The following is a 23293-nucleotide window of genomic DNA, read 5'->3' on the forward strand; positions in this document are numbered from 1 at the left end:
ACGGTGGGTGTGGTAACGCGCCCGAATCCGCTCCGGATGCTAGCAAGCCAGGCGGTCAGGCACGATTCGAGTGCGATCAGCCTTACCCAGATCTTTCCCGGGCCTTCGGCAAGCGATTACCGCGACACGTGCGGTGCGAGCAGAGTCACAGCGATCAGCGCGGCCGGGAAGCAGGCGAGGAACATCGTGAAGGTGTAGCCCATGATGTCCCGGGCCTTCAGCCCGAGGATCGCGAGCGTCGGCAGCATCCAGAACGGCTGGAGCAGGTACGCCGGCCGCCGCGGGCGCACCGTCTCGGACAGCCCGGGCCATCCGCCACGGCCGCCAGTGCAGGAGCAGTGCGAGCAGGAACAGGATGAGGTTGACTGTGTTGAGGTCGAGTGCGTTGAAGAAGCTCTTCCCACTGAAGTAGCGGACCAGATAGACCGCACCGAGCAGGACGATCAGCAGACTGAACAGCGGCGAGTGCTCGAGCCAGTCACCCGGCCTGCGCGTCCCACTGTCTTCACGCTGCCCGTTGTACGCCGATCCGCGGCCGATGAGCGGGCGCAGTTCGATGCCGAGGTGCTCGGCGGTACGGGAGTTGTCCTCTCCCGGCGCGATGAACCAGGCCATCGTGACGCCGACGACATACACGATCAGCGTCGCGACGATCGCCTGCCAGGTGAAGATCGTGTCGGTGAGCGGGATCAGCCCGCTGGGGTGTCCGCTCGCCTTGATCACTTCCTGCACCGGCGCCGGGCTGCTGCTCGCACTGGCCACCTGCAGTGCGGCCGAGCCGGACAGACCTTGTGCCCATACAGTGCCGAGCCTCAGGAACGCCATCGCACCCAGCGCCCGGTAGTCCGCCTTCGGCACGTTGCGAGCCACCTCGCGCGCCGGGATCGCGGCGAAGATCAGACTGAACGCCCAGTTCAGGTACGACGCCAGCATCGCGACCGCGGCCACGAACGCCACCGCGGTCCGCGGGCTCTTGGGGATCCGCGCCAGCCGGGTGATCAACCGGGCAACCGGTCCGCTGGTCGCGACGGCGTACCCGCCGATGATGATCATCGCCATCTGCAACGTGAAGGTGATCAGCGACCAGAAGCCGAGGCCCCAGGCGTCGACCAGGCCGAAGCCCTTGGTCGCCGCCGGATCGTCCGGCCGCTTCAGCAGCGGCTCACCGGTGACGAGTCCGAACAGCAGCACCACGAACGTGCCGACCAGCACGAACCCGAACGCGTCGGGCAGCCATTTCTCGGTGAAGGCGGTGAACCGGAGCGCGATCTGGGCCGGCGGCCCGCCGCCCGCCGCACCGTTCCGGACGTCCAGCTTCGTGTGCTTCCCATGGCCGTCGGCCATGACCCTCCGCTTCTGCGTCGCGACTCTTTGTGTCAACCGATTAACGCAGATCGGCGTCTGACGTAACAGGTTTCCTAGGCGTGCCGCGTGACGCAGGTGACAAAGCCCGGCTTTGTCAAGAGTTGTCCACAGGCCTTGGCTGTGCTTACCCTGGCAGCACGATGTATCGAACCGATACATCAGGTCATGACAAACTAGACCGAGGAGGTGGGGGTCATGGGAAACCGCAGTGGGGTCCTTGAGCTCGCCGTACTCGGTCTGCTGCACGAAGCGCCGATGCACGGTTACGAGCTCCGCAAGCGCGTCAACGCCCAGTTCGGCTGGGGGCGCGTGCTGTCGTTCGGGTCGCTCTACCCGTGTCTGAAGGCGATGCTCCGCAACGGCCTGATCACGGCCGACTCCGGTTCGCCGGAGTCCGGTCGCCGGCCGAAGATCGTGTACACGATCACCGCCGACGGCAAGGACTACTTCGCGCACGCGATGCACGACGCTGGTCCGTCAGCCTGGGACGACGACACGTTCGGCGTCCGGTTCTCGTTCTTCGGCCGGACCGATCCGGCCACCCGGTTGCGCATCCTCGAGGGCCGCAGGGCCCGGATGGAGGAGCGGCTGGCCAACTTCCGGGCCGCGATGAACCGCACCGCGGAGCGGGTCGACGCCTACACCCTCGAGCTGCAACGGCACGGCCTGGAGTCGGCCGAGCGCGAGGTCCGCTGGCTGAACGAGCTGATCGACGGCGAGCGGCGGCAGCAGCGGCCCCCTGACCTGCACCAACCGCCTACCTAAGGAGTTCAGATGACCTCGATCCGCGTAGCGATCGTCGGTGTCGGCAACTGCGCCAGCTCGCTCGTCCAGGGCGTGCACTACTACCGCGACGCGAAGCCCGAGGAGCGTGTCCCCGGTCTGATGCACGTCCAGTTCGGCGACTACCACGTCCGCGACGTGGAGTTCGTCGCCGCCTTCGACGTCGACGGCAAGAAGGTCGGACTGGACCTCGCCGACGCGATCGGCGCCAGCGAGAACAACACCATCAAGATCTGCGACGTGCCGCCGAGCGGCGTCACGGTGCAGCGCGGTCACACCCTCGACGGCCTCGGCAAGTACTACCGCGAGACCATCACCGAGTCCGACGCGTCGCCGGTGGATGTCGTCGGCGCGCTGCGTGAGGCGCAGGTCGACGTACTGGTCTGCTACCTGCCGGTCGGCTCGGAGCAGGCGGCGAAGTTCTACGCCCAGTGCGCGATCGACGCCGGCGTGGCCTTCGTGAACGCGCTGCCGGTGTTCATCGCCGGCACCAAGGAGTGGGCCGACAAGTTCACCGCGGCCGGGGTGCCGATCGTCGGTGACGACATCAAGTCGCAGATCGGCGCGACCATCACGCACCGCGTGCTGACCAAGCTGTTCGAGGACCGCGGTGTCACCGTCGACCGCACGTACCAGCTGAACGTCGGCGGCAACATGGACTTCAAGAACATGCTCGAGCGCGAGCGCCTGGAGTCCAAGAAGATCAGCAAGACCCAGTCCGTCACCTCGCAGCTGCGCGACGAGATCGACCCCCGCAACGTGCACATCGGCCCGTCCGACTACGTGGCCTGGCTGGACGACCGCAAGTGGGCGTTCATCCGGCTCGAGGGCCGCAACTTCGGCGACGTCCCGCTGTCGCTGGAGTACAAGCTCGAGGTCTGGGACTCGCCGAACTCGGCCGGCATCATCATCGACGCGATCCGCGCGGTCAAGATCGCCAAGGACCGTGGCATCGGCGGCCCGATCCTGTCGGCGTCGTCGTACTTCATGAAGTCGCCGCCGGAGCAGTACGCCGACGACGTCTGCCGCGACCTGGTGGAGAAGTTCATCCGCGGCGAGGTCGAGCGCTGAGCTAGTCGTCCCTGCAGCCCCGCGGCCGGCCTTTGGGCCGGTCGCGGGGCTGTTTTAGATTGGGCCGATGCGACTGCATGTGGGGTGTGCGCAGTGGACCCACCCTGGCTGGCCGCAACCGTCCCGCTCGAGGCTGCAGTGGTACGCCTCGTGGTGCAACGCGGTCGAGAGCAACACCACCTTCTACGCGACACCGTCCCGCTCGACCGTCGAGAAGTGGGCCGGGCAGACGCCGACGGACTTCCGCTTCGTGGTGAAGCTGCCACAACTCATCAGCCACGAACGCCGCCTCTCAGGTGTCGAGGTGGAGCTGCGAGCTTTCCTGTCCGCGATCGAGCCGCTGGCCGAGCGCAACCATGCTCTGTGGATCCAGCTCCCGGCGTCCTTCGCGCCGACCGACCTCGGGACGCTCGCCGCGTTCCTGCACCACGCGCCACGCGACTATCGGTACGCCGTCGAGGTCCGGCACCCGGCGTTCTTCGACGATGCCCGGTCGGCCGGTTTGCTCGAACAGGTCCTGGGCCGGATCGGCGCAGAGTGGATCCCGTTCGACACCGGCACGCTCTTCGAGCATCGCCCGACCAGCTACGCCGAACGCGACGCGTGGATGAAGAAGCCTCGCGTCGCCCGCCGCACGCGAGCGCTGACTGCGCATCCGATCGTCCGCTACATCGGCCGCGATTCCGTGGCTGAGACTGTCGACGGGTGGGGTTATCTGGTCGAGCTGGTCGTGAGCTGGCTGGCCGAGGGCCGCTCACCGACGATCTTTCTGCACACTCCCGACAATGTGGAGGCGCTGAACCTCGCCCGCCGGTTCCACGCCGAGGTCCGTGCGCTCCATCCCGGCGTCGAACCGCTGCCTGAGCCGGTCGAGGTTGAGCCGCCGACGTTGTTCTAGTTATCCACAGGTTGGTTATCCACAGCTGAAAAGTTCGTCGCCGGGACTGGGGCGAATCTCCATATGTTCTCCGCCGAGACCACACCTCGGGAGGACTGACCATGGAGCACTTGAATTCGGCGGACGTGTCTTCGAGCGACTCGACGCGGGCGGAGCGGCAGGCTCGGGCCGACTGGCTCGTCACCGAACTGGCCCGGCGCGCGGCCTCGGCCGACGATCCCCAGGAGCAAGCCCGCCTGCGACGTACGGCGGACTCGCTCGTCCGCCTCGCGATCGCCTTCCGCTCATGACCGCCGAGCCACCGGGGTCGGTGGACGAACTGTTGGCCCGGAGTGGCCGGGTGGCGCTGGAGCTCTCTGGGGCGGGCCAGTCCGCGTGGAACGGTGAAGTGATCAAGACCGACGGCAGCATCCTCGGGCTCGCGCACTGGGACGGCACGCTGTATCTCGACCGCGAGTGCATCCTCGATCCCCTGCAACGGATGTACGAGCACTCCGGGGAGAAGCAGCCGGTCCAGACGCTCGTCAGCTACCGCGAATCGCTCGCCACCCTGTTGCACGAGCAGGCCCACTTCCTCGGTCCGGCCGGCTCGTCACAGGAGGCTGCGCAGGAGGCGTTCACCCAACCCGGCGCCCGCCAATTGGAGGAAGGTGTCGCGGAGGCCTGGGCACAGGACCACCTCGACGAGTACCTGACCCGCCTCGGCATCGACAAAGTTGCCCCAGGCATCAAAGACGTCCGGGCCGGTGGGTACTACGCCGCCTTTGTCCCCGCCGTCCGGCGGCTCACCACCGACCTCGAGGACCGTAACGACCTCGATCCCGGCCAGGTCCTCAATGCCCTGAACCGCGAAACTGCCGCCGGCCAGTTTCCGCTCCTGGTCAGCGTCGTCTACAACTCCACCCGCCTACCCGACCTGGAGCCCAGCGACGCCGATACCCGCCACCGCCTCGAAGCCATCCTCCGCAGCGGCCTGGCCCACCTGGACTCCTTCGACCTCCACCCACCCGGCTATGCCGCCGCCAAGTCCCACTCCACCGCCGGCCAAGTCCTGGACCACCTCCACCACGAGGTCCACTCCGCCGAGTCCTCGTACCACTCGCACGCCAGCGCCTGTGCCCTCCCACCACCTTCGCCTGACCAAACCACCGCGCAGGCCGCCACCCACCTCAGCCCACGAGACCCCGCCAACGCAGAGGCTCGCCTGGCCCCGCATCCACTGCAGACGGCTTTGGCCGGGGTTTCGCCGCCCGGACAGAAGCCCATCGGAACGCCTGCAACTGCTGCGCCGCGGCGGTCCGGCAGGCTCTCGATCAACTCCCGGGACTGGTGTAGTAGCGCATCATCCTGGTGAAGAACAGGTAGCCCAGCACGAACCACACCAGTCCGACCAACGGCGAGCAATAGCTCAGCCACAGCGGCAACGGTGTCTCGTCGGCGCGGTCCAGGAGAACGGTCGCCGGCAGGAAGGCAATGAAAGCCATCGGGAAGAGGAAGGTGAGTGAATACAGACCCCATCGCCCGAAGATCGTCAACGGGTAGCCGGAGAACTGAGTGATGGTGTTGTCGGCGAAGATTCGCAATGAACTCGTCGACGTCATGATGAAGGACAGGCCGCACAGCGTGGTCTGGATGCCTGCCTCGACCAGCCCGCCGGCGATGACCGCCGCCACGAGGAAGACCACCTTGCCCGGGCTCCAGTCGATGGGCGCCGAGATCGAGAAGATGACCAGTGCAGCGAAGCCGAGGAGTGCATCGCCCAGCGCCATGAGCGGGAAGTGGCGGGTGATGAGTTGAATGAACGGGTTGACCGGGCGGAGGAGATAGCGGTCGAAGTCGCCCTCCTGCACGGCCACGTCGGTGTAGAGGAGGGCGCCGAACGGGACCACGTAGAACGAGTGTGCCGCCAGGCGGACCGCGAAGACGAAGGCCACCTCGGTGAAGTCCCAACCGGCAATCACCTTGAACTTGGCCAGCAGGACTCCGAGGAACAACAACTGGATCCCCTGCAGCGTGACGCCACCCAGGATGACGGTGAGGAAGTTGGAGCGGTACTGCAACTGGGCTCGCCACGCCAGTCGCAGAAGCAGCCGGTAGTGCCGGAGACCGTCCGCGAACTTCTCCCGGGTCCGCGGGGCACGAGAGGCGCCCGCAGCCGCTCTGCTCGCGTCGGCCGTTCTGTTGGCGTCGGCCGTTCTGCTCGCGTTGGCGCTTGCCTTCGGTTCAGCCCTCCTGTTCGCGTCAGCCACCTTGGACCACCACTCGGAGGAGGGCTCGGCTCCAGACCAAACGCAGCACTGCGATCACGATGACGATCCAGGACGCCTGTACTCCGATGGCGACAGCTAGATCGATTCCGGCGAGCTTGCCGGAGTAGATGCTCAGGGGTGTGAACGTCTGGGCCTGGAACGGGAGCCACCGGAGGATGTCCGCGAGCCAGGAAGGCATGAACCACAAGGGGATGAGTGCACCGGAGAAGAAGGCCGAGCCGATGCGGTAGACCATCATCGGCCCGCCGATCTCCATCGTCCAGAACGCCACCATCGACACGGTCAGGTTGAGCAGCAAGGCGATGGTCACAGCCAGAGCGGTCGAGCACAGCCAGGCGAGGAGGTAGCCGACATTCGGCGGGGGCAGTACGGCGCCGAGGAGCAGCGCCCAGATCACGCCGGCCGCCCCGATCGGCAGTCGCGCCAGCATCGTGCCCGCGTTCCGCGCCAGGGTGGTGGCGATCAGACCGTGCGGCCGGATCAGGTCGACGCCGATCTGTCCCTGCCGGATGCGTTGCGGGATCGATGAGAAGTTCCACGGCATGACGATTGTCTGGAAGCAGGCGGCGAGGATCGCGTAGCTGATCATCTGGTTCCGGCTGACACCGGAGACTTGGTCGGCGTCGCCGTACACCGTGTCCCAGACGATCATCACCAGCGTCACCTGGACGAGCATCGAGGCGATGCCGAGCAGCAGGTCGCCGCGATAGACCAGCACCGACCGGGCACCGACGCGGACGAGGCCCCGCAGACCCGACAAGTGAGGGCGCCCCGGTGCCGGCAAGTGGGCGAACCGATCGCCGGTGTCCAGGTGATCGCCGGTGTCCACGTGATCGCCCGGGTCCACGTGATCGCCGGGGTCCACGTGATCGCCGGGGTGTCCCGATCCGGTGGGCGGCGGCGACGTCATCCGGCACCTTCGCCGTAGAGCCGGTGAATGACGTCCTCGAGGTCGGGCTCGCGAACGGTCAGGTCCACGATCCCGTGCGCCGAGGTGACCTCGCTGATCAGCTTGGGGCTCGGGATCTCTGCCGGGTCGAACCGCAGCAGGGCCCGCCCTTGATCGTCGATACGGGTCTGGGCCAAGGGCATCCGGATGGTGGACGGGTCGACGCCGTCCGCGGGCGTGACGACCAGGTCTCGATAGGGGACGTAACGCGCCTTCAGGGTGTCCAGATCGCCGTCGTAGAGCACCCGCCCAGAGTCGATGATGATGATCCGGCGGCAGAGCTGCTCCACATCGTCCATGTCGTGGGTCGTCAGCATGATCGTCGTACCCGAGCTGGTGTTGCTCTCGGCCACGAACTCACGGATCCTCGCCTTGGCCACCACGTCGAGCCCGACCGTGGGCTCGTCCAGGTAGACGATCGGCGGGGCGTGCAGCATCGCGGCGACCAGATCGCCCCGCATTCGCTGCCCCAGGGACAGCGAGCGGACCGGCGTATCGATGAACTCGTCCAGGCCGAGCATCTCGGTGAACGTGCCCATCCGCTGGAGGTAGGTCGCGGCATCGATCTCGTACAGGTCGCGGAGGGCCTCGAACGAGTCTCGCAGCGGCAGGTCGTACCAGAGCTGGGTGCGCTGCCCGAAGACCACACCGATATTGCGCGAGCTGGACCGCCGGTCCTGCCACGGCACCTGCCCGGCGACCACCAGCCGCCCGGAGGTGGGGACCAGGATGCCGGTCAGCATCTTGATCGTGGTCGACTTCCCCGCGCCGTTCGGACCGAGGTAGCCGACCAGCTCCCCCGGCTCGATGTCGAAGGACAGGCCGTCGACGGCTCTGGTCACGGTGCGCTCGGTCGTGAACAGGGATCGAAGGCCGGCGAAACGACCCCGCTGCACGGCAGGGCGGGAGAACTCCTTGACGAGGTCCTGCACCTGAATCATCACCATTTCGCCCCATCCTGCCGCACGGCCGCTCGACCGCGCAGACCTTTTCGCGCGTCGGCTCACCGCGTGACCCGCGGCTGGTGCGGGTACGGTGACGGCGGGATCGTCGATCGAGGGAGTTGTTGTGGAGCTGGTCGCGGAGGGTGCGGGGATTGCGCCTGGGTTGGTGACGTTGCGGCGGGAGTTGCATCAGATTCCCGAGGTGGGACTGCAGTTGCCGAAGACGCAGGCGATGGTGCTCGACGCGCTGGCGGGGCTGCCGTTGGAGATCAGTACGGGCAAGGAGCTGACCTCGGTGGTCGGCGTACTGCGGGGCGGGCAGCCGGGGCCGACGGTGTTGCTGCGAGGTGACATGGACGCCCTGCCGGTGGTCGAGGAGACCGCACTCGAGTACGCGTCCGAGAACGGCAACATGCATGCCTGCGGCCACGACCTGCACACCGCCGGGCTGGTGGGTGCGGCGCAGTTGCTGAGCGCGCATCGCGAGGAGCTGCACGGGAACGTGCTGTTCATGTTCCAGCCGGGCGAGGAAGGTCTGGGCGGCGCCGGGTACATGCTCCGGGAAGGCTTGCTGGGAGCGACGGGTGACAAGCCGGTCGCGGCGTACGCGGTCCATGTCTGGTCGCAGGAGGCCAAGGGGATCTTCCAGACCCGGCCCGGAACGATCATGGCCGGCTCGAACCAGCTGCACATCACGGTGCACGGGAAGGGTGGGCACGGCTCGTCGCCGGACAGGACGATCGATCCGGTGCCGGTGGTGGCCGAGCTCGTACTGGCGTTGCAGACGTACGCGACCCGGCGGGTCGACGTGTTCGACCCGGTGGTGATCACCGTGACGCAACTCGAGGCCGGGCTAGCAATCAACGTCATCCCGAACAAGGCCCGGCTCGGTGCGACCGTGCGTACGCTCTCGAATGAGACGTTCGAGCAACTGTCTCGCGAGCTGCCGGCGTTGGCGGAGAAGATCGCGGCGGCGCACGGGTGCACGGTCGACGCGACGTTCGCCAAGCAGTATCCGGTGACCGTCAACGACGCCGGGCGTACGGCGGAGACCTCGAGCGTGCTGCAGCAACTGTTCGGCGTGGATCGGGCGCAGGCGTTGGACAACCCGTTGATGGGGTCGGAGGACTTCTCGATGGTGCTGGCCGAGGTGCCCGGGACGTTCGTCATGCTCGGCGCGCGGCCCGATGATGTCGACGCGGACGACGCGCCGTCGAACCACTCGAGCGTGGTCCGCTTCGACGACGCCGTACTCGGCGACGAGGCCGCGGCCCTGGCTCAGTTGGCAACGACTCACCTGATCTCCGCCTGACCGACGCGCTGGGGCCTGTGGCTGGCCGGCCCGCCAGAGACCGGCCAGCCACAGGGTTCAGGAGGGCGAAATGCCAAGGGTGTAGGCGCCGCGGCTGCCGTACGCCGAGTAGCCCCGTTGAGCGGGTCGCCGTAGCCCACGTTGTCGATCCGCAGGTAGTACCTACCCGGCTGGAGTGTGCTGCTAACACTCGCGCCGAGGCCCGTCGGCGTCCCCGCGTCCCTCTGGCGGACGCCGCCGCGCTTGCGGTCGCGGTGTAGTTGCCAGCGGCACCGACGTCGACGCTGTACACGTGTGCCGGGAGGGCCTCAGCCGGAGGTGACGCGGACCGTGTAGGCGCCGCGGCTGCCGTACGTCGAGTAGCCGGTGTTCAGCGGATTGCCGTAGCCGGTGTTCTCGACGCGCAGGTAGTAGCGGCCGGCGGCGACCTGGCGGCTGATGCTCGCGCTCAGGCCGGTCGGAGTGGCGGAGTTCGACTGCCCGGCGGCCGGGTCGGCGGTGGCGACGACGGTGCCGGCCGAGTTCAGCAGCTGGAGCTTGATGTCCAGGTCGGCGCCGGACGCGGCGGACGACGCCGCGAAGGTGAAGGTGCCGGCCGACACGTCGATCCGGAACGTGTCGACATCGGAGTCGTTGGCGTAGATGCCCTTCACGCTGGTGCCGAGGGTGAGCGCGGTTGCGTCGGTCGTGCCGTTGCCGTGGTCATCGGCCCGCAGCGCCAGGCCGTTCTGGCCGATCACCGCGAAGTCGTCTTCCTTGTTGTTCGCACCGGAGTACTCGCCCTTGCTCCACTGGCTGATCGCCTTGGAGTAGCCGACACCCATGATCGGCGCCCACGCGCCGTGACCTGCGTAGTACCCGACGGACGCCGTACCGTCGTGGCTCAGTCCGACGTTGTGACCGGCCTCGTGGGACGCGGCCTCGGCGATGTTCTTCGCGCCGGTGCCGACGCCCTTCGTGAAGACCAGGGCCGGCTGGTAGTACGAGTGCTGGCTGGTGTTGTCGTACACACCGACGTACGCGACCCCGCCGCAGCCACAGCCGGACTGGTACCAGGTGGTCGGGTCGATCAGGACGCGAGTGCCGTACTGCTGGTCGGACGAACCGGACCGGGTGATCGCCGCGGCGGCCGGCTCCTGCGTGGTCACATCCACGTCGAACGGCGCGTAGTCCTCGGCCACCCGAGCCCAGACATCGCGTACGACGTCCTGCTCGGCGGTGCTCCAGTTGTTCGTGTTCCCGTCGGTGTCGTACGCCGTGACGTTCACGGTGGCCGGTTTGCCGCCGGTGTTCCACGCCGTCCCCGAGATCGTGTGGCCGTCGAAATCGAGGTAGATCACCCGGTTGGAGCCGGGCTTGCTGTGCAGCTCGAAGGCCGGCCCGGTGGCGGCCGCGACGGCACGGGTGGCCCAGCGCGGGGACGGTGCGGCGGCGGCCTGCCGGGAGGCGGCGCCGGCGACCGGCTCGCGGTAGAAGAGCTTGCCGTCGCGGTCCAGCCAGCTGGTCTTGTCGGTGGCCAGGATCCGCTCCAGCTGGGCGGCCGGCATCCCGTTGCGGCCGGACAACTCGGCGAGTCGGGACTGGACCCTCCCGAGGGCGGTCCTACCCTGAAGCTCCTGTCCTAGCAGTTGGTCGATCGGGGTCGGGGCGGATTGCTGGGCGTCGGCCTGGTTTCCGGCCACTACGGCCAGCGCACCGAAGACGACTGCGCCGGCGCCGACGAGGGCGCCGATGCGGCGGGGGCGGGTTCGCATCGCGGGGGTCCTCCTCAGGGACTCCGTACTACCTCACATCTCGTGCGCGGGCACGCACTTTCCGTAGCCTGCCCGACCGGCCCTCGAGCTGTATAGATTCGGCTGGGGATTTAACGCCTACTTGCGGAGGTTCCGATGCGCTTCATGATGGTGTTCAAGGCCAGCGAGGAATCCGAGGCCGGAGCGATGCCGAGTGAGAAGAGCCTGACCGAGATGGGTCTGGTGATGGCCGAAATGGCCGAGAAGGGCGTCCTGCTGGCCGGCGATGGGCTGCTGCCCAGCTCGAGCGGCGTCCGGCTCCAGCTGGACGGCGGCAAGCGCCGGGTGGTCGACGGCCCGTTCGCTGAAACCAAGGAGCTGATCGCCGGGTTCTGCCTGATCGAGGTGGCCTCCCGCGAAGAGGCGCTCGAGTGGGGCTGGCGCTGCATGGCCGCCGACGAGGGCCCGGCCGGCACCGGTCGGGGCACCGGCCTGGAGATCCGGCAGGTCGCGACCCCGGGCGATTTCGGCGCCGAGTTCACGCCAGAGGCGCGGGACCGCAACGAGCAGACCTTCCACAAGGCCGCCGAGAACCTTCAGAACAGCAACACCTGACGGATCGACGTGCCGGCGGCCAGGTCGTCGAAGGCCGGGTTGAGGTCGTCGAGACCGACCGTCGCGGTGAGCAGCCGGTCGACCGGGAGCCGGCCGGCCCGGTACAGCGCGATGTATCGCGGGATGTCCCGCGAAGGCACCGATGAGCCGAGATACGACCCCTTCACCGTGCGCTCCTCGGCGACCAGGCTGACCGCGGGCACGCTGAACGACTGCGACGGATGTGGCAGCCCCACCGTGATCGTCGTCCCGCCTCGACGCGTGGCGGCGTACGCCTGCTCGAGCACCTGCGCACTCCCGACCGTTTCGAGGGCGTAGTCCGCTCCGCCCGCAGTTGCCGCCCGTACCTCCTCGACCGCTGAAGGATCCCGGGCGTCGACAACGACGGAAGCGCCCAGGGACCGGGCCAGCGCGAGCTTCTCCGGTACGACGTCGACCGCGACGACCGGATGCGCGCCGACCAGCACCGCACCGAGCAGTGCTGACAACCCGACGCCGCCGAGGCCGAACACGACGGCACTCCGGCCCGCTCTGACCTGCGCGGTGTTCACGACCGCGCCGACCCCGGTCATCACCGCGCAGCCGAAGAGCGCCGCGATCTCTGGTGGGAGCGACGGATCGATCTTGACCGCCGAACGCGCGGACAGAACGGCATGATCCGCGAACCCGGACACCCCCAGGTGGTGGTGGAAGCCGTTCAGTCTTCGGGTGCCGCCGAGGAGGGTGCCGGCGGTGTTTGCGGCGGCGCCCGCCTCGCAGAGGGCGGCTCGGCCTTCGGCGCAGGGGCCGCAGGCCCCGCAGGCGGGAACGAAGGCGCAGGCGACCACGTCACCCGGCGCGAACCCGGGCGCCGCCGACTCGAGCACCTCGCCAGTAGCCTCGTGGCCGAGGAGCATCGGCATCACGCGCGGGCGGGAGCCGTCGATCACGGACAGATCCGAGTGGCACAGGCCGGCCGCGCGGATCCGGACCAGCAGCTCCCCCGGACCGGGCGGGGCCAGCTCGACCTCCTCCACGCGCAGTGGCCGCGACTCGGCGTACGGGCGGGGCAGGCCCATCTCCCGCAGTACGGCGCCGCGCACGATCATCCGGTGATCCCTTCGAGTGCGATGCGGATCCGGTCCGGGACCGGCACCGGGCGGCGGTCCTCCCGGCCGACGAACACGTGCACGAACCGCCCGGTCGCGGCCGGCTCGTCCGAACCTTCACGGAACAGGCCGATCTCGTACCGCACGCTGGAGTTACCCAGCTGCCCGGCTCGCAACCCGGCGTCGACCACGCCCGGGAACTCCAGCGACTGCTTGAAGGTGCACTGTGAGTCCACACACAGCCCGATCACCTCGCCGCCGTGGATGTCGAGCCCGCCCTGCCGGATCAGGAAGTCGTTGATCACGGTGTCGAAGAAGCTGTAGTACTCGACGTTGTTCACATGTCCGTAGACGTCGTTGTCCTTCCACCGCAGCGTGATCGCCAGGAAGTGCGGGAAGGCGCTCCGATCCATTGCCCAACCATAGAAGGGTCTACAACCTACGGTTGCGTAACTTACGGTGCCGTAGGGTGGGGGGACTGCCGACGAAGGAGACCCTGGTGGACGACAAGCTGGTGACGAACCTGCTGCACGAGCTGGAACCCGTCGTGGAGCAGAATCTCGAGCGCCACCTGGCCATCACCAAGGACTGGAACCCGCACGACTACGTGCCCTGGAGCGAGGGCCGCGACTTCGCCTTCCTGGGCGGCGAGGACTGGTCGCCGGACCAGTCCCGGCTGGACCCGGTCGCCAAGGTCGCGATGATCACCAACCTGCTGACCGAGGACAACCTGCCGTCGTACCACCGGGAGATCGCGACCCAGTTCGGCCTCGACGGCGCGTGGGGCACCTGGGTCGGCCGCTGGACCGCCGAGGAGGGCCGGCACGGTATCGCGCTGCGCGACTACCTTGTGGTCACTCGCGGCGTCGACCCGGTCGAGCTCGAGGTGGCCCGGATGGCGCACATGACGGCCGGTCACGAGGTCGACAAGAACATGCTCGAGGCGATCGCGTACGTCAGCTTCCAGGAGCTGGCCACCCGGGTCTCGCACCGCAACACCGGCAAGGCCACGGGCTGCGAGATCGCGGACCAACTGCTGGCCCGGATCGCTACCGACGAGAACCTGCACATGATCTTCTACCGGAACCTGGTCGCCGCGGCGTTCGAGACGGCGCCGAACGAGACCATGCGAGCGGTCACCAACGAGGTGACGGACTTCTCGATGCCGGGCGCCACGATGGACGGGTTCGCCCGCAACTCGGTGACGATCGCCAAGGCCGGCATCTACGACCTGCGCCTGCACCATGACGAGGTGGTCGCGCCGATCCTGCGGATGTGGAAGGTCTTCGACCGCGAGGACCTCAGCGGCGACGGCGCCAAGGCTCGCGACGAGCTCGCCGAGTTCATGGCCGGCCTGGACGCCCAGGCCACCCGGTTCGTCGAGCAACGCGACCGCCTCCGCGCCCGCCAGGCCGCCCGCGCGACGGCCTGACGCTGTCGGACCTGCTGGTTGGCGACCTGATTGTTGTTCATGCTGTACCTCGATGGGCCTGACCAGGAGAGGTGGGGCGGATGAGCGTGCTGGAGGGGCGACAGACAGCGGCGTACGACGGGGATCTGGTCGTGTTCCTGATCGGGTTTCGAGTGAACTCGGTCCGCAAGGTGCGTGAGTGGCTGCCGGTGGCGAACGCGATGGGCCCGATGCTGCGGCAACTCTCGAAGGATCCGGCGAGCGGGCTGCTCGGGTTCCGGACGTTGCCGACGTGGCGCGGGGTCACCATGATCCAGTACTGGGAGTCGATCGAGAAGCTGCAGGCGTTCGCGAACGACGACGATCGGACGCATCGGCCGGCCTGGGTCGACTACTTCCGGAAGTCCTACAAGGGCGGTGCGGTCGGCATCTGGCACGAGACGTACGTCGTCCCGGCCGGCAGCGTGGAGACGATCTACGGCAACATGCCCCTGTTCGGTCTTGGCAAGGTCGCCGGGGTCGAGCCGGTCAACAAGCGCGGCGAGACCGCCGCCGAGCGCCTGCACCTGTCCAGCGACGGCTGACGCGGCAGCCGGGCTAGGCTGCGGGCGTGCGGTTCATCCGGGATCTGGGAACGCTGCTCAAGCGCCGAGACTTCCGGCGGTTGTTCGCGGTGCGGTTGACGTCGCAGTTCGGGGACGGCGTGTTCCAGGTCGCGCTGGCGTCGTACGTGCTGTTCTCTCCGGAGCGGGCTCCGGACGCGGCAGCGATCGCGGGCCTGTTCGCGGTCGCACTGCTGCCGTACTCGATCCTCGGACCGTTCACCGGGGTGCTGCTGGACCGATGGTCACGGCGGCAGATCCTGTTCGGCGCGAACCTGACCCGGGCCGCACTGGTGATCGGGGTCGGCGCCATCGTCGCGACGGGCAACGCGGGCGTGCCGTTCTACCTCGCCGTACTGCTCACTCTCGGCGTGAACCGCTTCCTGCTGTCCGGTCTGTCCGCCGGTCTCCCGCATGTGGTCGAGCGCGACGAACTCGTGATGGCCAACGCCGTCACCCCGACATCCGGTACGGCGTCCTTCCTCATCGGCGGCGGGGTCGGCGCTGGAGTGAAGCTCATCGTCGACTCCGATCTCGCGGTCCTCGCGCTCACCGTCGTCATCTACACCGCCGCCGCACTGCTCGCCCTGAGGCTGCGGCGCGACCAGCTCGGCCCCGACCTGAACGGCGACGAACCGGGCATTGCCGAAGCGCTCCGGACCATCGCGTCCGGCCTGATCGACGGGGCCCGGCACCTGAGGGAACGCAAGCAGGCGGCTCTCGGCCTGGCCGCGATCGGCTCGCTGCGGTTCTTCTTCGGCCTGATGACCGTCATGATGATCTTGCTCTACCGCAACTACTTCTACGGCCCGGATCGGCTCGACGAGGCCTTCGGTGCGTTGGCTATCGCGACCGGCGCGGTCGGCGCCGGCCTGTTCCTGGCAGCCCTCGTCACGCCATGGGGCACGCGCGTGATGACGCTGCGGCAGTGGATCACCTGGCTGTTCGTGGCCGCCGCGGTGGTGACCGCCGTACCGATCGGCCTGTTCACCCAGCCCGCGCTGATCGTCGGCGGCTTCCTCACCGGCTTCTGCGCGCAGGGCGTGAAGATCAGCGTCGACACCCTCGTCCAGACGGGTGTCGACGATGTCTACCGCGGCCGGGTGTTCTCGCTGTACGACATGATCTTCAACGTCGGGCAGGTCTCCGCGGCCGCACTCGGCGCGTGGATCCTGCCCGACGACGGGAAGTCGTACGCGGTCCTGGCCTTCATCGTGCTCGGCTTCGCCGTCACCGCGGTGGTGTACGCACGGCTCAGCCGGGACGGATCAGGTTCCCCGGAGCGCGGTGATGGGCTGGATGGCGGAGGCCTTCCACGCGGGGTACGTACCGGCGACCAGGCCGATGAACGCACCCAGCAGGGGTGACCCGAACGCGAGCCGGTTGTCCAGGATCGGAGTCCAGTCCCGGACCCACGACACTCCGACGGTGAGCAGTACGCCGACCGCCGTACCGAGTAAGCCACCGAGGAAGCCGACGATCACGCTCTCCACCAGGAACTGCACCGCGATATGTCTTCGGGCGGCCCCGAGCGCGCGACGCAGGCCGATCTCGGAGATGCGTTCGAGCACCGACAGCAGCGTGACGTTCGCGATGCCGAGTCCGCCGACCAGCAGCGCGACCGCACCCAGCAGCAGGAACAGCGCGTTCAGGTCGGACTCCACACCTTTGCGTACGGCGCCCTGCTTCGGCGGGGCGTCGACGCGCAGCGTGCTCGGATTGTTCGGCTCGATCGCGAGCGGTGCCTGCTCGGCGATCAACTGCGCTGCACCGACCTGGGTTCGGATCTCGACCGCGTCCGGGGATTCCAGGTCGTACGCCGTCCGGGCCGTGCCGTTCGGCATGATCACGGCGTCGTTGAGCTCGGCCCGCCCGGTGACGGACTCGAGGATGCCGATCACCGTGTAGGCCTCGTCGCCGATGAACACCGCGGGCTGCGAGTCGACCCGGTTGATGCCCAGCCGCTCGGCGGCGTGCTTGCCGAGGACAACGACCTTGTCACCGCGCTTGTCGTGCCCGGTGTCGAAGAACCGCCCGGTCGCGAGCACCGCGCGGACCGCGTCCCACAAGCCGGCCGAGCCGGCCATCACCTGCAAGGCGTGACCGTTGCGCTGATCGTCCAGCGCCTCGACGCTGCGGACCAGGTCGTCGCCGACGTCGAGGGTGCTGACCGTGCCGGCCGCCTCGACGCCGTTCAGCCGCTGGATCCGGGCCGGCGCGTCCCACGGCAACTGCGTCGCCGCTTCGCCTTCCTGCCCACCTTTGTCATCAGGTTGTACGACGACGCGCGTGGCGGCCGCGAGGTCGAACCGCTGGGTGATCTGCCCCGACGCGGTCTGCCCGAGGCCCACCGTCCCGACCAGAGCAGCGATCCCGAGCACGGTACCGAGTGTTGTCAGGATCAATCGGGTCGGCCGGGCGGCGACACCCGCCAGCGCCTCGTCCAGCAGGTCCCGAACTGCTGGTCTGGATCTGAGACGCCGACGGGATCGCCGGGACGTGGACGGCCCGCCGGCGGGATCCGGGGGGCCTGCTGTGGGGGTTACCACTGGAGGGTTCCGTCGACGATGCGGACCTGACGCTGCGCCCGGCGGCTGACATGGTCGTCGTGGGTGATGACGGCCAGCGTCATCCCGTCGGCGTGCAACTCGTCGAACACGTCGAGGATCGCCTCCGCGTTGGCACTGTCCAGGTTGCCCGTCGGCTCGTCGGCGAGCAGCAGACTCGGTTCCGCGACCAGCGCCCGCGCGATCGCCACCCGCTGCCGCTCCCCACCGGAGAGCGTGGTCGGCCCGAACTCCATCCGGTGCGCCAACCCGACCCGCTCCAGCGCGACCCGCGCTCGGGCCATGCGCTCGCGGCGCGGCACTCCGACGTACACCATCGACAGCGCGACGTTCTCCAGCACAGTCCGGTGGTCGAGCAGGTGGAACGACTGGAACACGAACCCGATCCGCTCACCCCGCAGTACGGCGCGCCGCCGCTCACGCAGGCTCATCGTGTCCACACCGTCGAGCCGGTAGACACCGCCGGTCGGGTTGTCGAGCAACCCGAGTAGATGCAGCAATGTCGACTTCCCCGACCCGGACGGCCCGACGATCGACAGGTACTCCCCCTGCCCGATCGACAGGTCGACCTCCCGGATCGCCTGGACTTCGGGCGGCCCGGGGAAGAACCGTCGTACGCCGATCATCTCGACGACCGGCGCCGGCAGGGCAACCGCTGTCGCGCTCATCGCCCGACCACCACCTGATCGCCCTCGGACAGCTTGGCGTCACCGGCCGGTGTGACCTGGGCGAACCCGTCGGCGGACAGCCCGACCGTCACCGGCACGAGGTCGACCTTCCCGTTCCGCAGCACCTCGACGCGCGAGCCGCCGTCCGACCCGGACGACAGCGCCGCCACCGGTACGGCGAGCACCTTTCCGCTGGTGCTCTTCACGGGAATCGTCACCCGTACGTTCGCATCCCGGAGCAGCGCGAGCTGGCTCGCCGTCAGCGCGTTGGGCCCGACCACGACGTCGTACTGGTTGCCGTTCTTGGTGATCCGGCGGACCTTCGCGGCGACCGCCGTACCTTCGCCGAGGTCGAGGGTCGCGGCCATACCGGCCTTCAGGCGCTGGGCGGTCTCGGCGTCGACCTTGACCGTGACCACCAGGGACGCGCCGCTGGCGGACATGACCACGCCGTTGACCGTGCCGCCGCGTTCGACCTTCACGTCGTCGACCCGGCGCGGCAGCGTCTTCACGTAGACGATCTCGGACACCGGGAGCGGGGTGCCGGCCTTGAAGTCGGCCTCGTTCTTGGCCTCCTGCGCGTCAGCGAGGTTGTCCTCGGCATCGTCGACCGCGCCCTGCTGCACCGACGTGTCTGTGTTTCCGCCGGCCTTCGCAGCGCTTTTGGCTTGCTTCAGCTGGGCCTTGGCCTGCCGGAGCTGGTTCTTCGCCGCGTCGACCTGCTTCTTGGCGGCGTCGACGGCCTGGGTGAGGCGCTCCTCCGGCTCGGGAGCGTCGTACCCGGCGTTCTCGTAGAGGCGCTCGACCGCTTGCGAGGTGTCGGTGTCGTACTCGTCGTCGACCGTGCCCGGGTCGAGGCCGAGCCGGTCCAGCGTCTGCTCGAGCTGCAGCACGTCGGGTCCCTTGCTGCCGGGCGACAGCGTCCGGTACATCGGGAGTACGCCGGCCAAACCGATGACCGGACGCCCGGTGATCTCGAGCAGGGCCTTGCCCTCGGTAATGGTCGAGCCGACCGTCGGGACCTTGCCGGTCACGATGGCCGGAGTGGTCAGGCCACTCGTCTCGACCCGGATGTTCACCGCGCCGTCGAACGAGGCGTCACCCCGGCCGACCACCTTGCTCGACAGCGCCTTCTTCTCCACCGGCACGGTGATCTGGGAGGCCTTCGGGGCCGCGGTCTTGGCGGCGGCGTCCTCGGGTGAGGTGATCCGGCTGCCCGCGGCCACGCCCACTCCGAGCGAGACCGCGGCCACCGCGGACACACTGACCAGAACCCGGCGCCGGGACTTGGGCGAAGTGGTCACCGGTCCGCCATCGCGTCACGGTATGCCTCGAGCTCGGCCTTGTGCTGCGTGACGAACTCCTTCTCCTGCTCGTACTGGACCTTCTTGTACGGCTCGTCGTACACCTTGGCCTTGCACTTCTGGTCGGCCACCGCGAGGTCGATCTCGAACTTGCGCAGGTCGGCCAGCTTGGTGGCGTCGACCTTGTCGAACGACGGCGGGCCTTGCAGCGTCTTGCCCTGGCCGTTCTTCGGCGGTGCCTGGTTGCCGGTCAGCGCGTCCAGCTTCTGCTGGACCTTCTCGCGCGGCTCGTCGACCTTCTTGTACCCGGCCTGCCCCGCGTCGGCGAGGCAGTCGGACCAGGCGGTGGTCGCGTCCACGACTCGCTGGTCGGCCTCGATCCGCTTCGACAGCGCCTGGATGTCCTTGAACAGGCTGTCGAACTTCTTGAAGTCGGCCGTCCGGTCCTGGCCCTTGCCGTACACCTGCTCGACCGCTTTGCCCCGGCAGCCCAGGTCCATCTTCCCGCTCGAGTTCGGACCGTCACCGCCTTCCTTGGGCGCGATCGCGATGGCCCCGTTCCCGAGCGCGTTCGGGCCGTTCAGGGCCTTGTCGTACGCCTTCTTCGCGCTGGCCGACAGCGCGTTGCGGATCTTGGTATTCGGATTGGTGTCGTCGCTGTCCGCACCGGCCTTCGACCAGTCGATCGTGCTGATGCCGTAGCCGTACTGCTCGGCGAACTTGTCGGCCGGCAGGTTGAACGCGTCGCTGAACTTGCTCTTCGGGTTGGACTCCGGCGGCACCGCGACGTACTCGAACCCGGCGTCCTTCATGCAGGCGGCGGTGGCGTCCTCGACCTTGCGCTGCTTGGCCAGCTCCTCCTCCGACGGCTGCTGGCCGCCGCCGGCGGCCCGAACCGTCATCCGCATGCCGCCGGAAGAGCTGACGAAGCCTTCGCCCATGTACTCCGCGAGCGGGCTCTTGTCGCTCTTCTCGTCACCGGACGCGACTGGGCTCTGGTTGTTCCCACACCCGGCCAACGCCAGGATGGCGACCAGGGCGAGTGCTTTCCGTGAGGTCTTCATGGTGGTGGAGCGTGCCTGCGCGGCGGTGAAGAACCTGTGAAGGACCGATTTGCACCCGATGCTCTCAGCCGATCTTCATAGGATTCTCATCAATCTCGGCGAGTCTGATTCCTATGCCAGCGCGGATTCTCGTCGCCGAAGACGATCTGAAGCAGGCGGAGCTGATCCGGCGGTATCTCGAGCGGGAGGGGCATCTGACCGTCGTCGTGCACGACGGCCGGGCCGCGATCGACGAGGCGCGCCGGCGCAGCCCGGACCTGCTGGTGCTCGACGTGATGATGCCGAAGGTCGATGGCCTGGACGTCTGCCGAGTACTGCGCGCGGACGGCGAGGTGCCGATCATCATGCTGACCGCCCGCGCGACCGAGGACGATCTGCTGCTCGGTCTCGACCTGGGCGCGGACGACTACCTGACCAAGCCGTACAACCCGCGCGAGCTCGTCGCCCGCGTCCGTACGGTGCTGCGCCGGACCCGGAGCCGGGCCGAGGGCGAGGTGTACCGGGTCGGCGATCTGGAGATCGATCCCAGCCGGCACGAGATCCGGCTGGCCGGCCGGCTGGTCGAGGTGACGCCGGCGGAGTTCAAGATCCTCGCCTGCCTGGCCGCCTCCCCCGGGCGGGCTTTCTCCCGGCAGCAGTTGCTCGAGCACGCGTTCGGCTTCGACCACTACGTGTTCGACCGGACGATCGACGTCCACGTGATGAACCTGCGGAAGAAGATCGAGCAGTCCCCGGGCCCACCGGCGTACCTGAAGACCGTGTACGGCGTGGGCTACAAGCTGGCCGAGAAGGCGGTGACCGTCGATGCGTCGTAGCGTGCTGATCAGGTTCCTCGGGCTGTCCCTCGCGGTGGCCCTCGGCGCGGTGATCGCGACGGCGGTGCTCGCGACGTACAGCACGTCCGAGAAGCTGCAGGGCGAGATCGACGCGAACACCGGCCAGCTCCAGGTCGACGGGCAGATCTACGCCGAGCTGTCGAAGTACGCCTCGAACCACCCGACCTGGTCCGGAGTGGACAAGCTGGTGCACGACCTGGCCGACAAGCTCGGCCGCCGGATCGCCGTCACCGATCCGGACGGCACGGTGATCGCCGACTCGGCCCGGATGCTCGGCGCCGGTCCCGAGCTCCCGTCGGTGCCGGCGGCAACCATCGACGCCCGGAGCGAGGGGTTTGCCAAGCTGACCGGGTACACCGCCCGCAAGACCATTGCCGCGGGCAAGGTGAACGACCTGGTCGCGACGGCCGGGGTGACACCGGCGAGCGCGATCTATCCGGGCTGGGGTCTGACCGACGAAGAGCTGCGAGAGCAAGAGAGGCTCGCCCAGCAGGTGGTGGACTGCTACCGCGCGAAGGGCAAGATCGCGAGTGTGGCCGCCGGCGGCACCAACGTCCCGCAGGTGCTGATCGAGTCGGGCCGATCGGCCGAAGGCATCAGCGTGATGCAGAAGCCCGGGTTCGCCGGGGACGACGCATGTACGCCGCAAGGGCTGAACGCGCCGAGCGCCAAGGCCAAGATCGTCAACGACGACGAGATCCGGCGGGCGAAAGCCTGCCTCGACGCCGTGGGCCTGAAGTACTCGGTCAACGAGATCGAAGGCCTGAAGATGGTCGAACCCAAGGACAAGGTCTCGGACCAGTTCTTCACGTGTACGACGCAAGCCCGGTCGCAGGCGTTGACGCCGTACGTCGCTCCGCCCGCGAAGCTGTACCTGGGTGCGAAGAGCACGTTCAACGTGTTCTCCGGGGAGGGCATGCTGCGGACCGCGGCGACCGCGCTCGGCGTACTGCTGGTCGCGGCGCTGGTGATGGTGTTCGCCGGGCGCCGGTTGGTCCGGCCGATCGTGGCGCTCACCGGTGCGGCCCAGCGGATGCGGAACGGCGACCACGCCGCCCGGGTTCCGGTGACCGGGAAGGACGAGGTGTCCCGGCTCGGGCACGCGTTCAACGACATGGCCGAGGCGATCCAGCGGCACGACTTCCAGCGCAAGGCGATGGTCAGCGACGTCGCACATGAGCTGCGGACGCCGCTGGCCAACATCAAGGGATATCTGGTCGCGTCCGAGGACGGCGTCGTACCGCTGGATCGTGAGCTGGTGACGTCGCTGCTGGAGGAGACCGAGTTGCTCGAGCACCTCGTCGCGGACCTGCAGGACCTCGCGCTCGCGGATGCCGGCATGCTCCGGATGCACCCAGCGCCGCGTGATTTGTCCGAGCTCGCGCACCAGGTAGTGCTGGCGCATCGGCCGGCCGCCGAGACGGCCGGGGTGTCACTGACGGCCGAGGTCCAGGGGCCCGCGACGGTGTCCGTCGACAGCGCCCGGATCCGTCAGGCACTGGGCAACCTGGTCTCGAACGCGATCCGGTTCACGCCACTCGGCGGGAACGTCGTGGTCGGCGTACGGCGGGTGGACGACGGCTACAACCTGACCGTGACGGACAACGGCACCGGCGTCGCGGACGAGCATCTGCCGCATCTGTTCGACCGGTTCTACCGCGCCGAGCAGTCCCGCAGCCGGAGCACGGGCGGGAGCGGACTCGGCCTCGCGATCACCAAGCACCTCGCCGAGGCCCACGGCGGCCGGATCGCCGTCACCAGCCGCCTCGGGTCCGGATCGGTCTTCACGATCTGGATCCCGGCTGGTTAACCT

General features: G+C 68.3%; 23 protein-coding genes and 1 pseudogene. 12 read left to right on the forward strand and 12 right to left on the reverse strand.

Going from position 1 to position 23293, the window contains the following annotated elements:
• Positions 1-116 precede the first annotated feature (116 nt).
• Complete coding sequence (locus AB0E63_RS08710) at positions 117-248, reverse strand: hypothetical protein (protein WP_360363600.1); 132 nt, start codon at positions 246-248, stop codon at positions 117-119.
• A 79-nt stretch (positions 249-327) separates the two neighbouring features.
• Positions 328-1524, reverse strand: a pseudogene (locus tag AB0E63_RS08715) (TIGR00366 family protein); the annotation flags it as partial.
• Positions 1525-1560: 36 nt separating this feature from the next.
• Between AB0E63_RS08715 and AB0E63_RS08720 the strand changes: the two are divergent.
• From AB0E63_RS08720 to AB0E63_RS08740, 5 genes are all read left to right on the forward strand, one after another.
• Entirely contained in the window at positions 1561-2130 is a 570-nt protein-coding gene (locus AB0E63_RS08720) for a PadR family transcriptional regulator (protein WP_360363309.1), read from the forward strand.
• A gap of 9 nt (positions 2131-2139) precedes the next feature.
• On the forward strand, positions 2140-3219 hold the full coding sequence (locus AB0E63_RS08725) for an inositol-3-phosphate synthase (protein ID WP_360363311.1): 1080 nt from the start codon (positions 2140-2142) through the stop codon (positions 3217-3219).
• Between the two features lie 67 nt (positions 3220-3286).
• A complete protein-coding gene (locus AB0E63_RS08730; RefSeq protein ID WP_360363313.1) occupies positions 3287-4117 on the forward strand; it encodes a DUF72 domain-containing protein in 831 nt (276 codons plus the stop codon).
• A gap of 101 nt (positions 4118-4218) precedes the next feature.
• The gene (locus AB0E63_RS08735) at positions 4219-4407 is read left to right on the forward strand and encodes a hypothetical protein (protein WP_360363315.1); all 189 of its coding nucleotides are present in this window, start codon (positions 4219-4221) and stop codon (positions 4405-4407) included.
• Positions 4404-5471, forward strand: coding sequence for a hypothetical protein (locus AB0E63_RS08740; RefSeq protein WP_360363317.1), 1068 nt, complete (start codon positions 4404-4406; stop codon positions 5469-5471). Before AB0E63_RS08735 ends, AB0E63_RS08740 begins: the two co-directional genes overlap by 4 nt.
• Here the strand turns inward: AB0E63_RS08740 and AB0E63_RS08745 are convergent.
• Genes AB0E63_RS08745 through AB0E63_RS08755 form a run of 3 tightly spaced genes read right to left on the reverse strand, consistent with a single transcriptional unit; the run spans position 5431 to position 8283 of the window.
• On the reverse strand, positions 5431-6366 hold the full coding sequence (locus AB0E63_RS08745; RefSeq protein ID WP_360363319.1) for an ABC-2 family transporter protein: 936 nt from the start codon (positions 6364-6366) through the stop codon (positions 5431-5433). The two genes, AB0E63_RS08740 and AB0E63_RS08745, sit on opposite strands and share 41 nt — an antisense overlap.
• Complete coding sequence (locus AB0E63_RS08750; RefSeq protein ID WP_360363320.1) at positions 6359-7297, reverse strand: ABC-2 family transporter protein; 939 nt, start codon at positions 7295-7297, stop codon at positions 6359-6361. The genes AB0E63_RS08745 and AB0E63_RS08750 overlap by 8 nt, the downstream gene beginning before the upstream one ends.
• Positions 7294-8283 (reverse strand): ATP-binding cassette domain-containing protein, encoded by a 990-nt coding sequence (locus AB0E63_RS08755; protein ID WP_360363322.1) that lies wholly within the window; start codon positions 8281-8283, stop codon positions 7294-7296. The genes AB0E63_RS08750 and AB0E63_RS08755 overlap by 4 nt, the downstream gene beginning before the upstream one ends.
• A gap of 121 nt (positions 8284-8404) precedes the next feature.
• Between AB0E63_RS08755 and AB0E63_RS08760 the strand changes: the two genes are divergently transcribed.
• Entirely contained in the window at positions 8405-9592 is a 1188-nt protein-coding gene (locus AB0E63_RS08760) for a M20 family metallopeptidase (protein WP_360363324.1), read from the forward strand.
• Between the two features lie 308 nt (positions 9593-9900).
• Here AB0E63_RS08760 and AB0E63_RS08765 read toward each other — a convergent pair whose 3' ends face one another.
• On the reverse strand, positions 9901-11346 hold the full coding sequence (locus tag AB0E63_RS08765) for a pre-peptidase C-terminal domain-containing protein (RefSeq protein ID WP_360363326.1): 1446 nt from the start codon (positions 11344-11346) through the stop codon (positions 9901-9903).
• A gap of 135 nt (positions 11347-11481) precedes the next feature.
• Here AB0E63_RS08765 and AB0E63_RS08770 point away from each other — a divergent pair, with 135 nt between their 5' ends.
• Positions 11482-11940 carry a YciI family protein gene (locus tag AB0E63_RS08770; RefSeq protein WP_360363328.1) on the forward strand — a complete coding sequence of 153 codons (459 nt, stop codon included), beginning with the start codon at positions 11482-11484 and terminating at the stop codon, positions 11938-11940.
• Here the strand turns inward: AB0E63_RS08770 and AB0E63_RS08775 are convergent.
• Together AB0E63_RS08775 and AB0E63_RS08780 are read right to left on the reverse strand one after the other, a co-directional pair.
• The gene (locus AB0E63_RS08775; protein WP_360363330.1) at positions 11922-13028 is read right to left on the reverse strand and encodes a zinc-dependent alcohol dehydrogenase family protein; all 1107 of its coding nucleotides are present in this window, start codon (positions 13026-13028) and stop codon (positions 11922-11924) included. The two genes, AB0E63_RS08770 and AB0E63_RS08775, sit on opposite strands and share 19 nt — an antisense overlap.
• Positions 13025-13441, reverse strand: coding sequence for a thioesterase family protein (locus AB0E63_RS08780; protein WP_360363332.1), 417 nt, complete (start codon positions 13439-13441; stop codon positions 13025-13027). The genes AB0E63_RS08775 and AB0E63_RS08780 overlap by 4 nt, the downstream gene beginning before the upstream one ends.
• Positions 13442-13527: 86 nt before the next feature.
• Between AB0E63_RS08780 and AB0E63_RS08785 the strand changes: the two genes are divergently transcribed.
• The 3 genes from AB0E63_RS08785 to AB0E63_RS08795 all read left to right on the forward strand — a co-directional run bounded on the left by AB0E63_RS08785 (position 13528) and on the right by AB0E63_RS08795 (position 16408).
• Positions 13528-14460 (forward strand): acyl-ACP desaturase, encoded by a 933-nt coding sequence (locus tag AB0E63_RS08785; protein WP_360363334.1) that lies wholly within the window; start codon positions 13528-13530, stop codon positions 14458-14460.
• A gap of 80 nt (positions 14461-14540) precedes the next feature.
• Entirely contained in the window at positions 14541-15023 is a 483-nt protein-coding gene (locus AB0E63_RS08790; protein WP_360363336.1) for a DUF4188 domain-containing protein, read from the forward strand.
• A gap of 26 nt (positions 15024-15049) precedes the next feature.
• Positions 15050-16408 carry an MFS transporter gene (locus AB0E63_RS08795; protein ID WP_360363338.1) on the forward strand — a complete coding sequence of 453 codons (1359 nt, stop codon included), beginning with the start codon at positions 15050-15052 and terminating at the stop codon, positions 16406-16408.
• Here the strand turns inward: AB0E63_RS08795 and AB0E63_RS08800 are convergent.
• The 4 genes from AB0E63_RS08800 to AB0E63_RS08815 all read right to left on the reverse strand — a co-directional run bounded on the left by AB0E63_RS08800 (position 16310) and on the right by AB0E63_RS08815 (position 20644).
• A complete protein-coding gene (locus AB0E63_RS08800; protein WP_360363340.1) occupies positions 16310-17446 on the reverse strand; it encodes an ABC transporter permease in 1137 nt (378 codons plus the stop codon). The two genes, AB0E63_RS08795 and AB0E63_RS08800, sit on opposite strands and share 99 nt — an antisense overlap.
• Before the next feature lie 137 nt (positions 17447-17583).
• A complete protein-coding gene (locus tag AB0E63_RS08805; RefSeq protein WP_360363341.1) occupies positions 17584-18276 on the reverse strand; it encodes an ABC transporter ATP-binding protein in 693 nt (230 codons plus the stop codon).
• A complete protein-coding gene (locus AB0E63_RS08810) occupies positions 18273-19580 on the reverse strand; it encodes a peptidoglycan-binding protein (RefSeq protein WP_360363343.1) in 1308 nt (435 codons plus the stop codon). The genes AB0E63_RS08805 and AB0E63_RS08810 overlap by 4 nt, the downstream gene beginning before the upstream one ends.
• Complete coding sequence (locus tag AB0E63_RS08815) at positions 19577-20644, reverse strand: hypothetical protein (protein WP_360363345.1); 1068 nt, start codon at positions 20642-20644, stop codon at positions 19577-19579. The genes AB0E63_RS08810 and AB0E63_RS08815 overlap by 4 nt, the downstream gene beginning before the upstream one ends.
• Positions 20645-20757: 113 nt before the next feature.
• On the opposite strand from AB0E63_RS08815, the gene AB0E63_RS08820 reads away from it, so the two are divergent.
• Together AB0E63_RS08820 and AB0E63_RS08825 are read left to right on the forward strand one after the other, a co-directional pair.
• Positions 20758-21459: a response regulator transcription factor gene (locus AB0E63_RS08820; RefSeq protein ID WP_360363347.1), complete on the forward strand. Its 702-nt coding sequence runs from the start codon at positions 20758-20760 to the stop codon at positions 21457-21459.
• Positions 21449-23290: an ATP-binding protein gene (locus tag AB0E63_RS08825; protein ID WP_360363349.1), complete on the forward strand. Its 1842-nt coding sequence runs from the start codon at positions 21449-21451 to the stop codon at positions 23288-23290. The genes AB0E63_RS08820 and AB0E63_RS08825 overlap by 11 nt, the downstream gene beginning before the upstream one ends.
• The last annotated feature ends 3 nt before the right edge of the window (positions 23291-23293 follow it).

It is taken from the genome of Kribbella sp. NPDC026596 (assembly GCF_040638415.1).
Classification (GTDB): Bacteria; Actinomycetota; Actinomycetes; order Propionibacteriales; family Kribbellaceae; genus Kribbella.

Bases quoted from the DNA above. Each gene is read 5' to 3' on its own strand.
- AB0E63_RS08750 (WP_360363320.1), bottom strand. From the start codon at position 7,297: ATGACGTCGCCGCCGCCCACCGGATCGGGACACCCCGGCGATCACGTG.
- AB0E63_RS08740 (WP_360363317.1), top strand. From the start codon at position 4,404: ATGACCGCCGAGCCACCGGGGTCGGTGGACGAACTGTTGGCCCGGAGT.
- AB0E63_RS08730 (WP_360363313.1), top strand. From the start codon at position 3,287: ATGCGACTGCATGTGGGGTGTGCGCAGTGGACCCACCCTGGCTGGCCG.
- AB0E63_RS08820 (WP_360363347.1), top strand. From the start codon at position 20,758: ATGCCAGCGCGGATTCTCGTCGCCGAAGACGATCTGAAGCAGGCGGAG.
- AB0E63_RS08805 (WP_360363341.1), bottom strand. From the start codon at position 18,276: ATGAGCGCGACAGCGGTTGCCCTGCCGGCGCCGGTCGTCGAGATGATC.
- AB0E63_RS08825 (WP_360363349.1), top strand. From the start codon at position 21,449: ATGCGTCGTAGCGTGCTGATCAGGTTCCTCGGGCTGTCCCTCGCGGTG.
- AB0E63_RS08770 (WP_360363328.1), top strand. From the start codon at position 11,482: ATGCGCTTCATGATGGTGTTCAAGGCCAGCGAGGAATCCGAGGCCGGA.
- AB0E63_RS08815 (WP_360363345.1), bottom strand. From the start codon at position 20,644: ATGAAGACCTCACGGAAAGCACTCGCCCTGGTCGCCATCCTGGCGTTG.
- AB0E63_RS08775 (WP_360363330.1), bottom strand. From the start codon at position 13,028: ATGATCGTGCGCGGCGCCGTACTGCGGGAGATGGGCCTGCCCCGCCCG.
- AB0E63_RS08755 (WP_360363322.1), bottom strand. From the start codon at position 8,283: ATGGTGATGATTCAGGTGCAGGACCTCGTCAAGGAGTTCTCCCGCCCT.
- AB0E63_RS08790 (WP_360363336.1), top strand. From the start codon at position 14,541: ATGAGCGTGCTGGAGGGGCGACAGACAGCGGCGTACGACGGGGATCTG.
- AB0E63_RS08710 (WP_360363600.1), bottom strand. From the start codon at position 248: ATGCTGCCGACGCTCGCGATCCTCGGGCTGAAGGCCCGGGACATCATG.
- AB0E63_RS08725 (WP_360363311.1), top strand. From the start codon at position 2,140: ATGACCTCGATCCGCGTAGCGATCGTCGGTGTCGGCAACTGCGCCAGC.
- AB0E63_RS08765 (WP_360363326.1), bottom strand. From the start codon at position 11,346: ATGCGAACCCGCCCCCGCCGCATCGGCGCCCTCGTCGGCGCCGGCGCA.
- AB0E63_RS08720 (WP_360363309.1), top strand. From the start codon at position 1,561: ATGGGAAACCGCAGTGGGGTCCTTGAGCTCGCCGTACTCGGTCTGCTG.
- AB0E63_RS08780 (WP_360363332.1), bottom strand. From the start codon at position 13,441: ATGGATCGGAGCGCCTTCCCGCACTTCCTGGCGATCACGCTGCGGTGG.
- AB0E63_RS08735 (WP_360363315.1), top strand. From the start codon at position 4,219: ATGGAGCACTTGAATTCGGCGGACGTGTCTTCGAGCGACTCGACGCGG.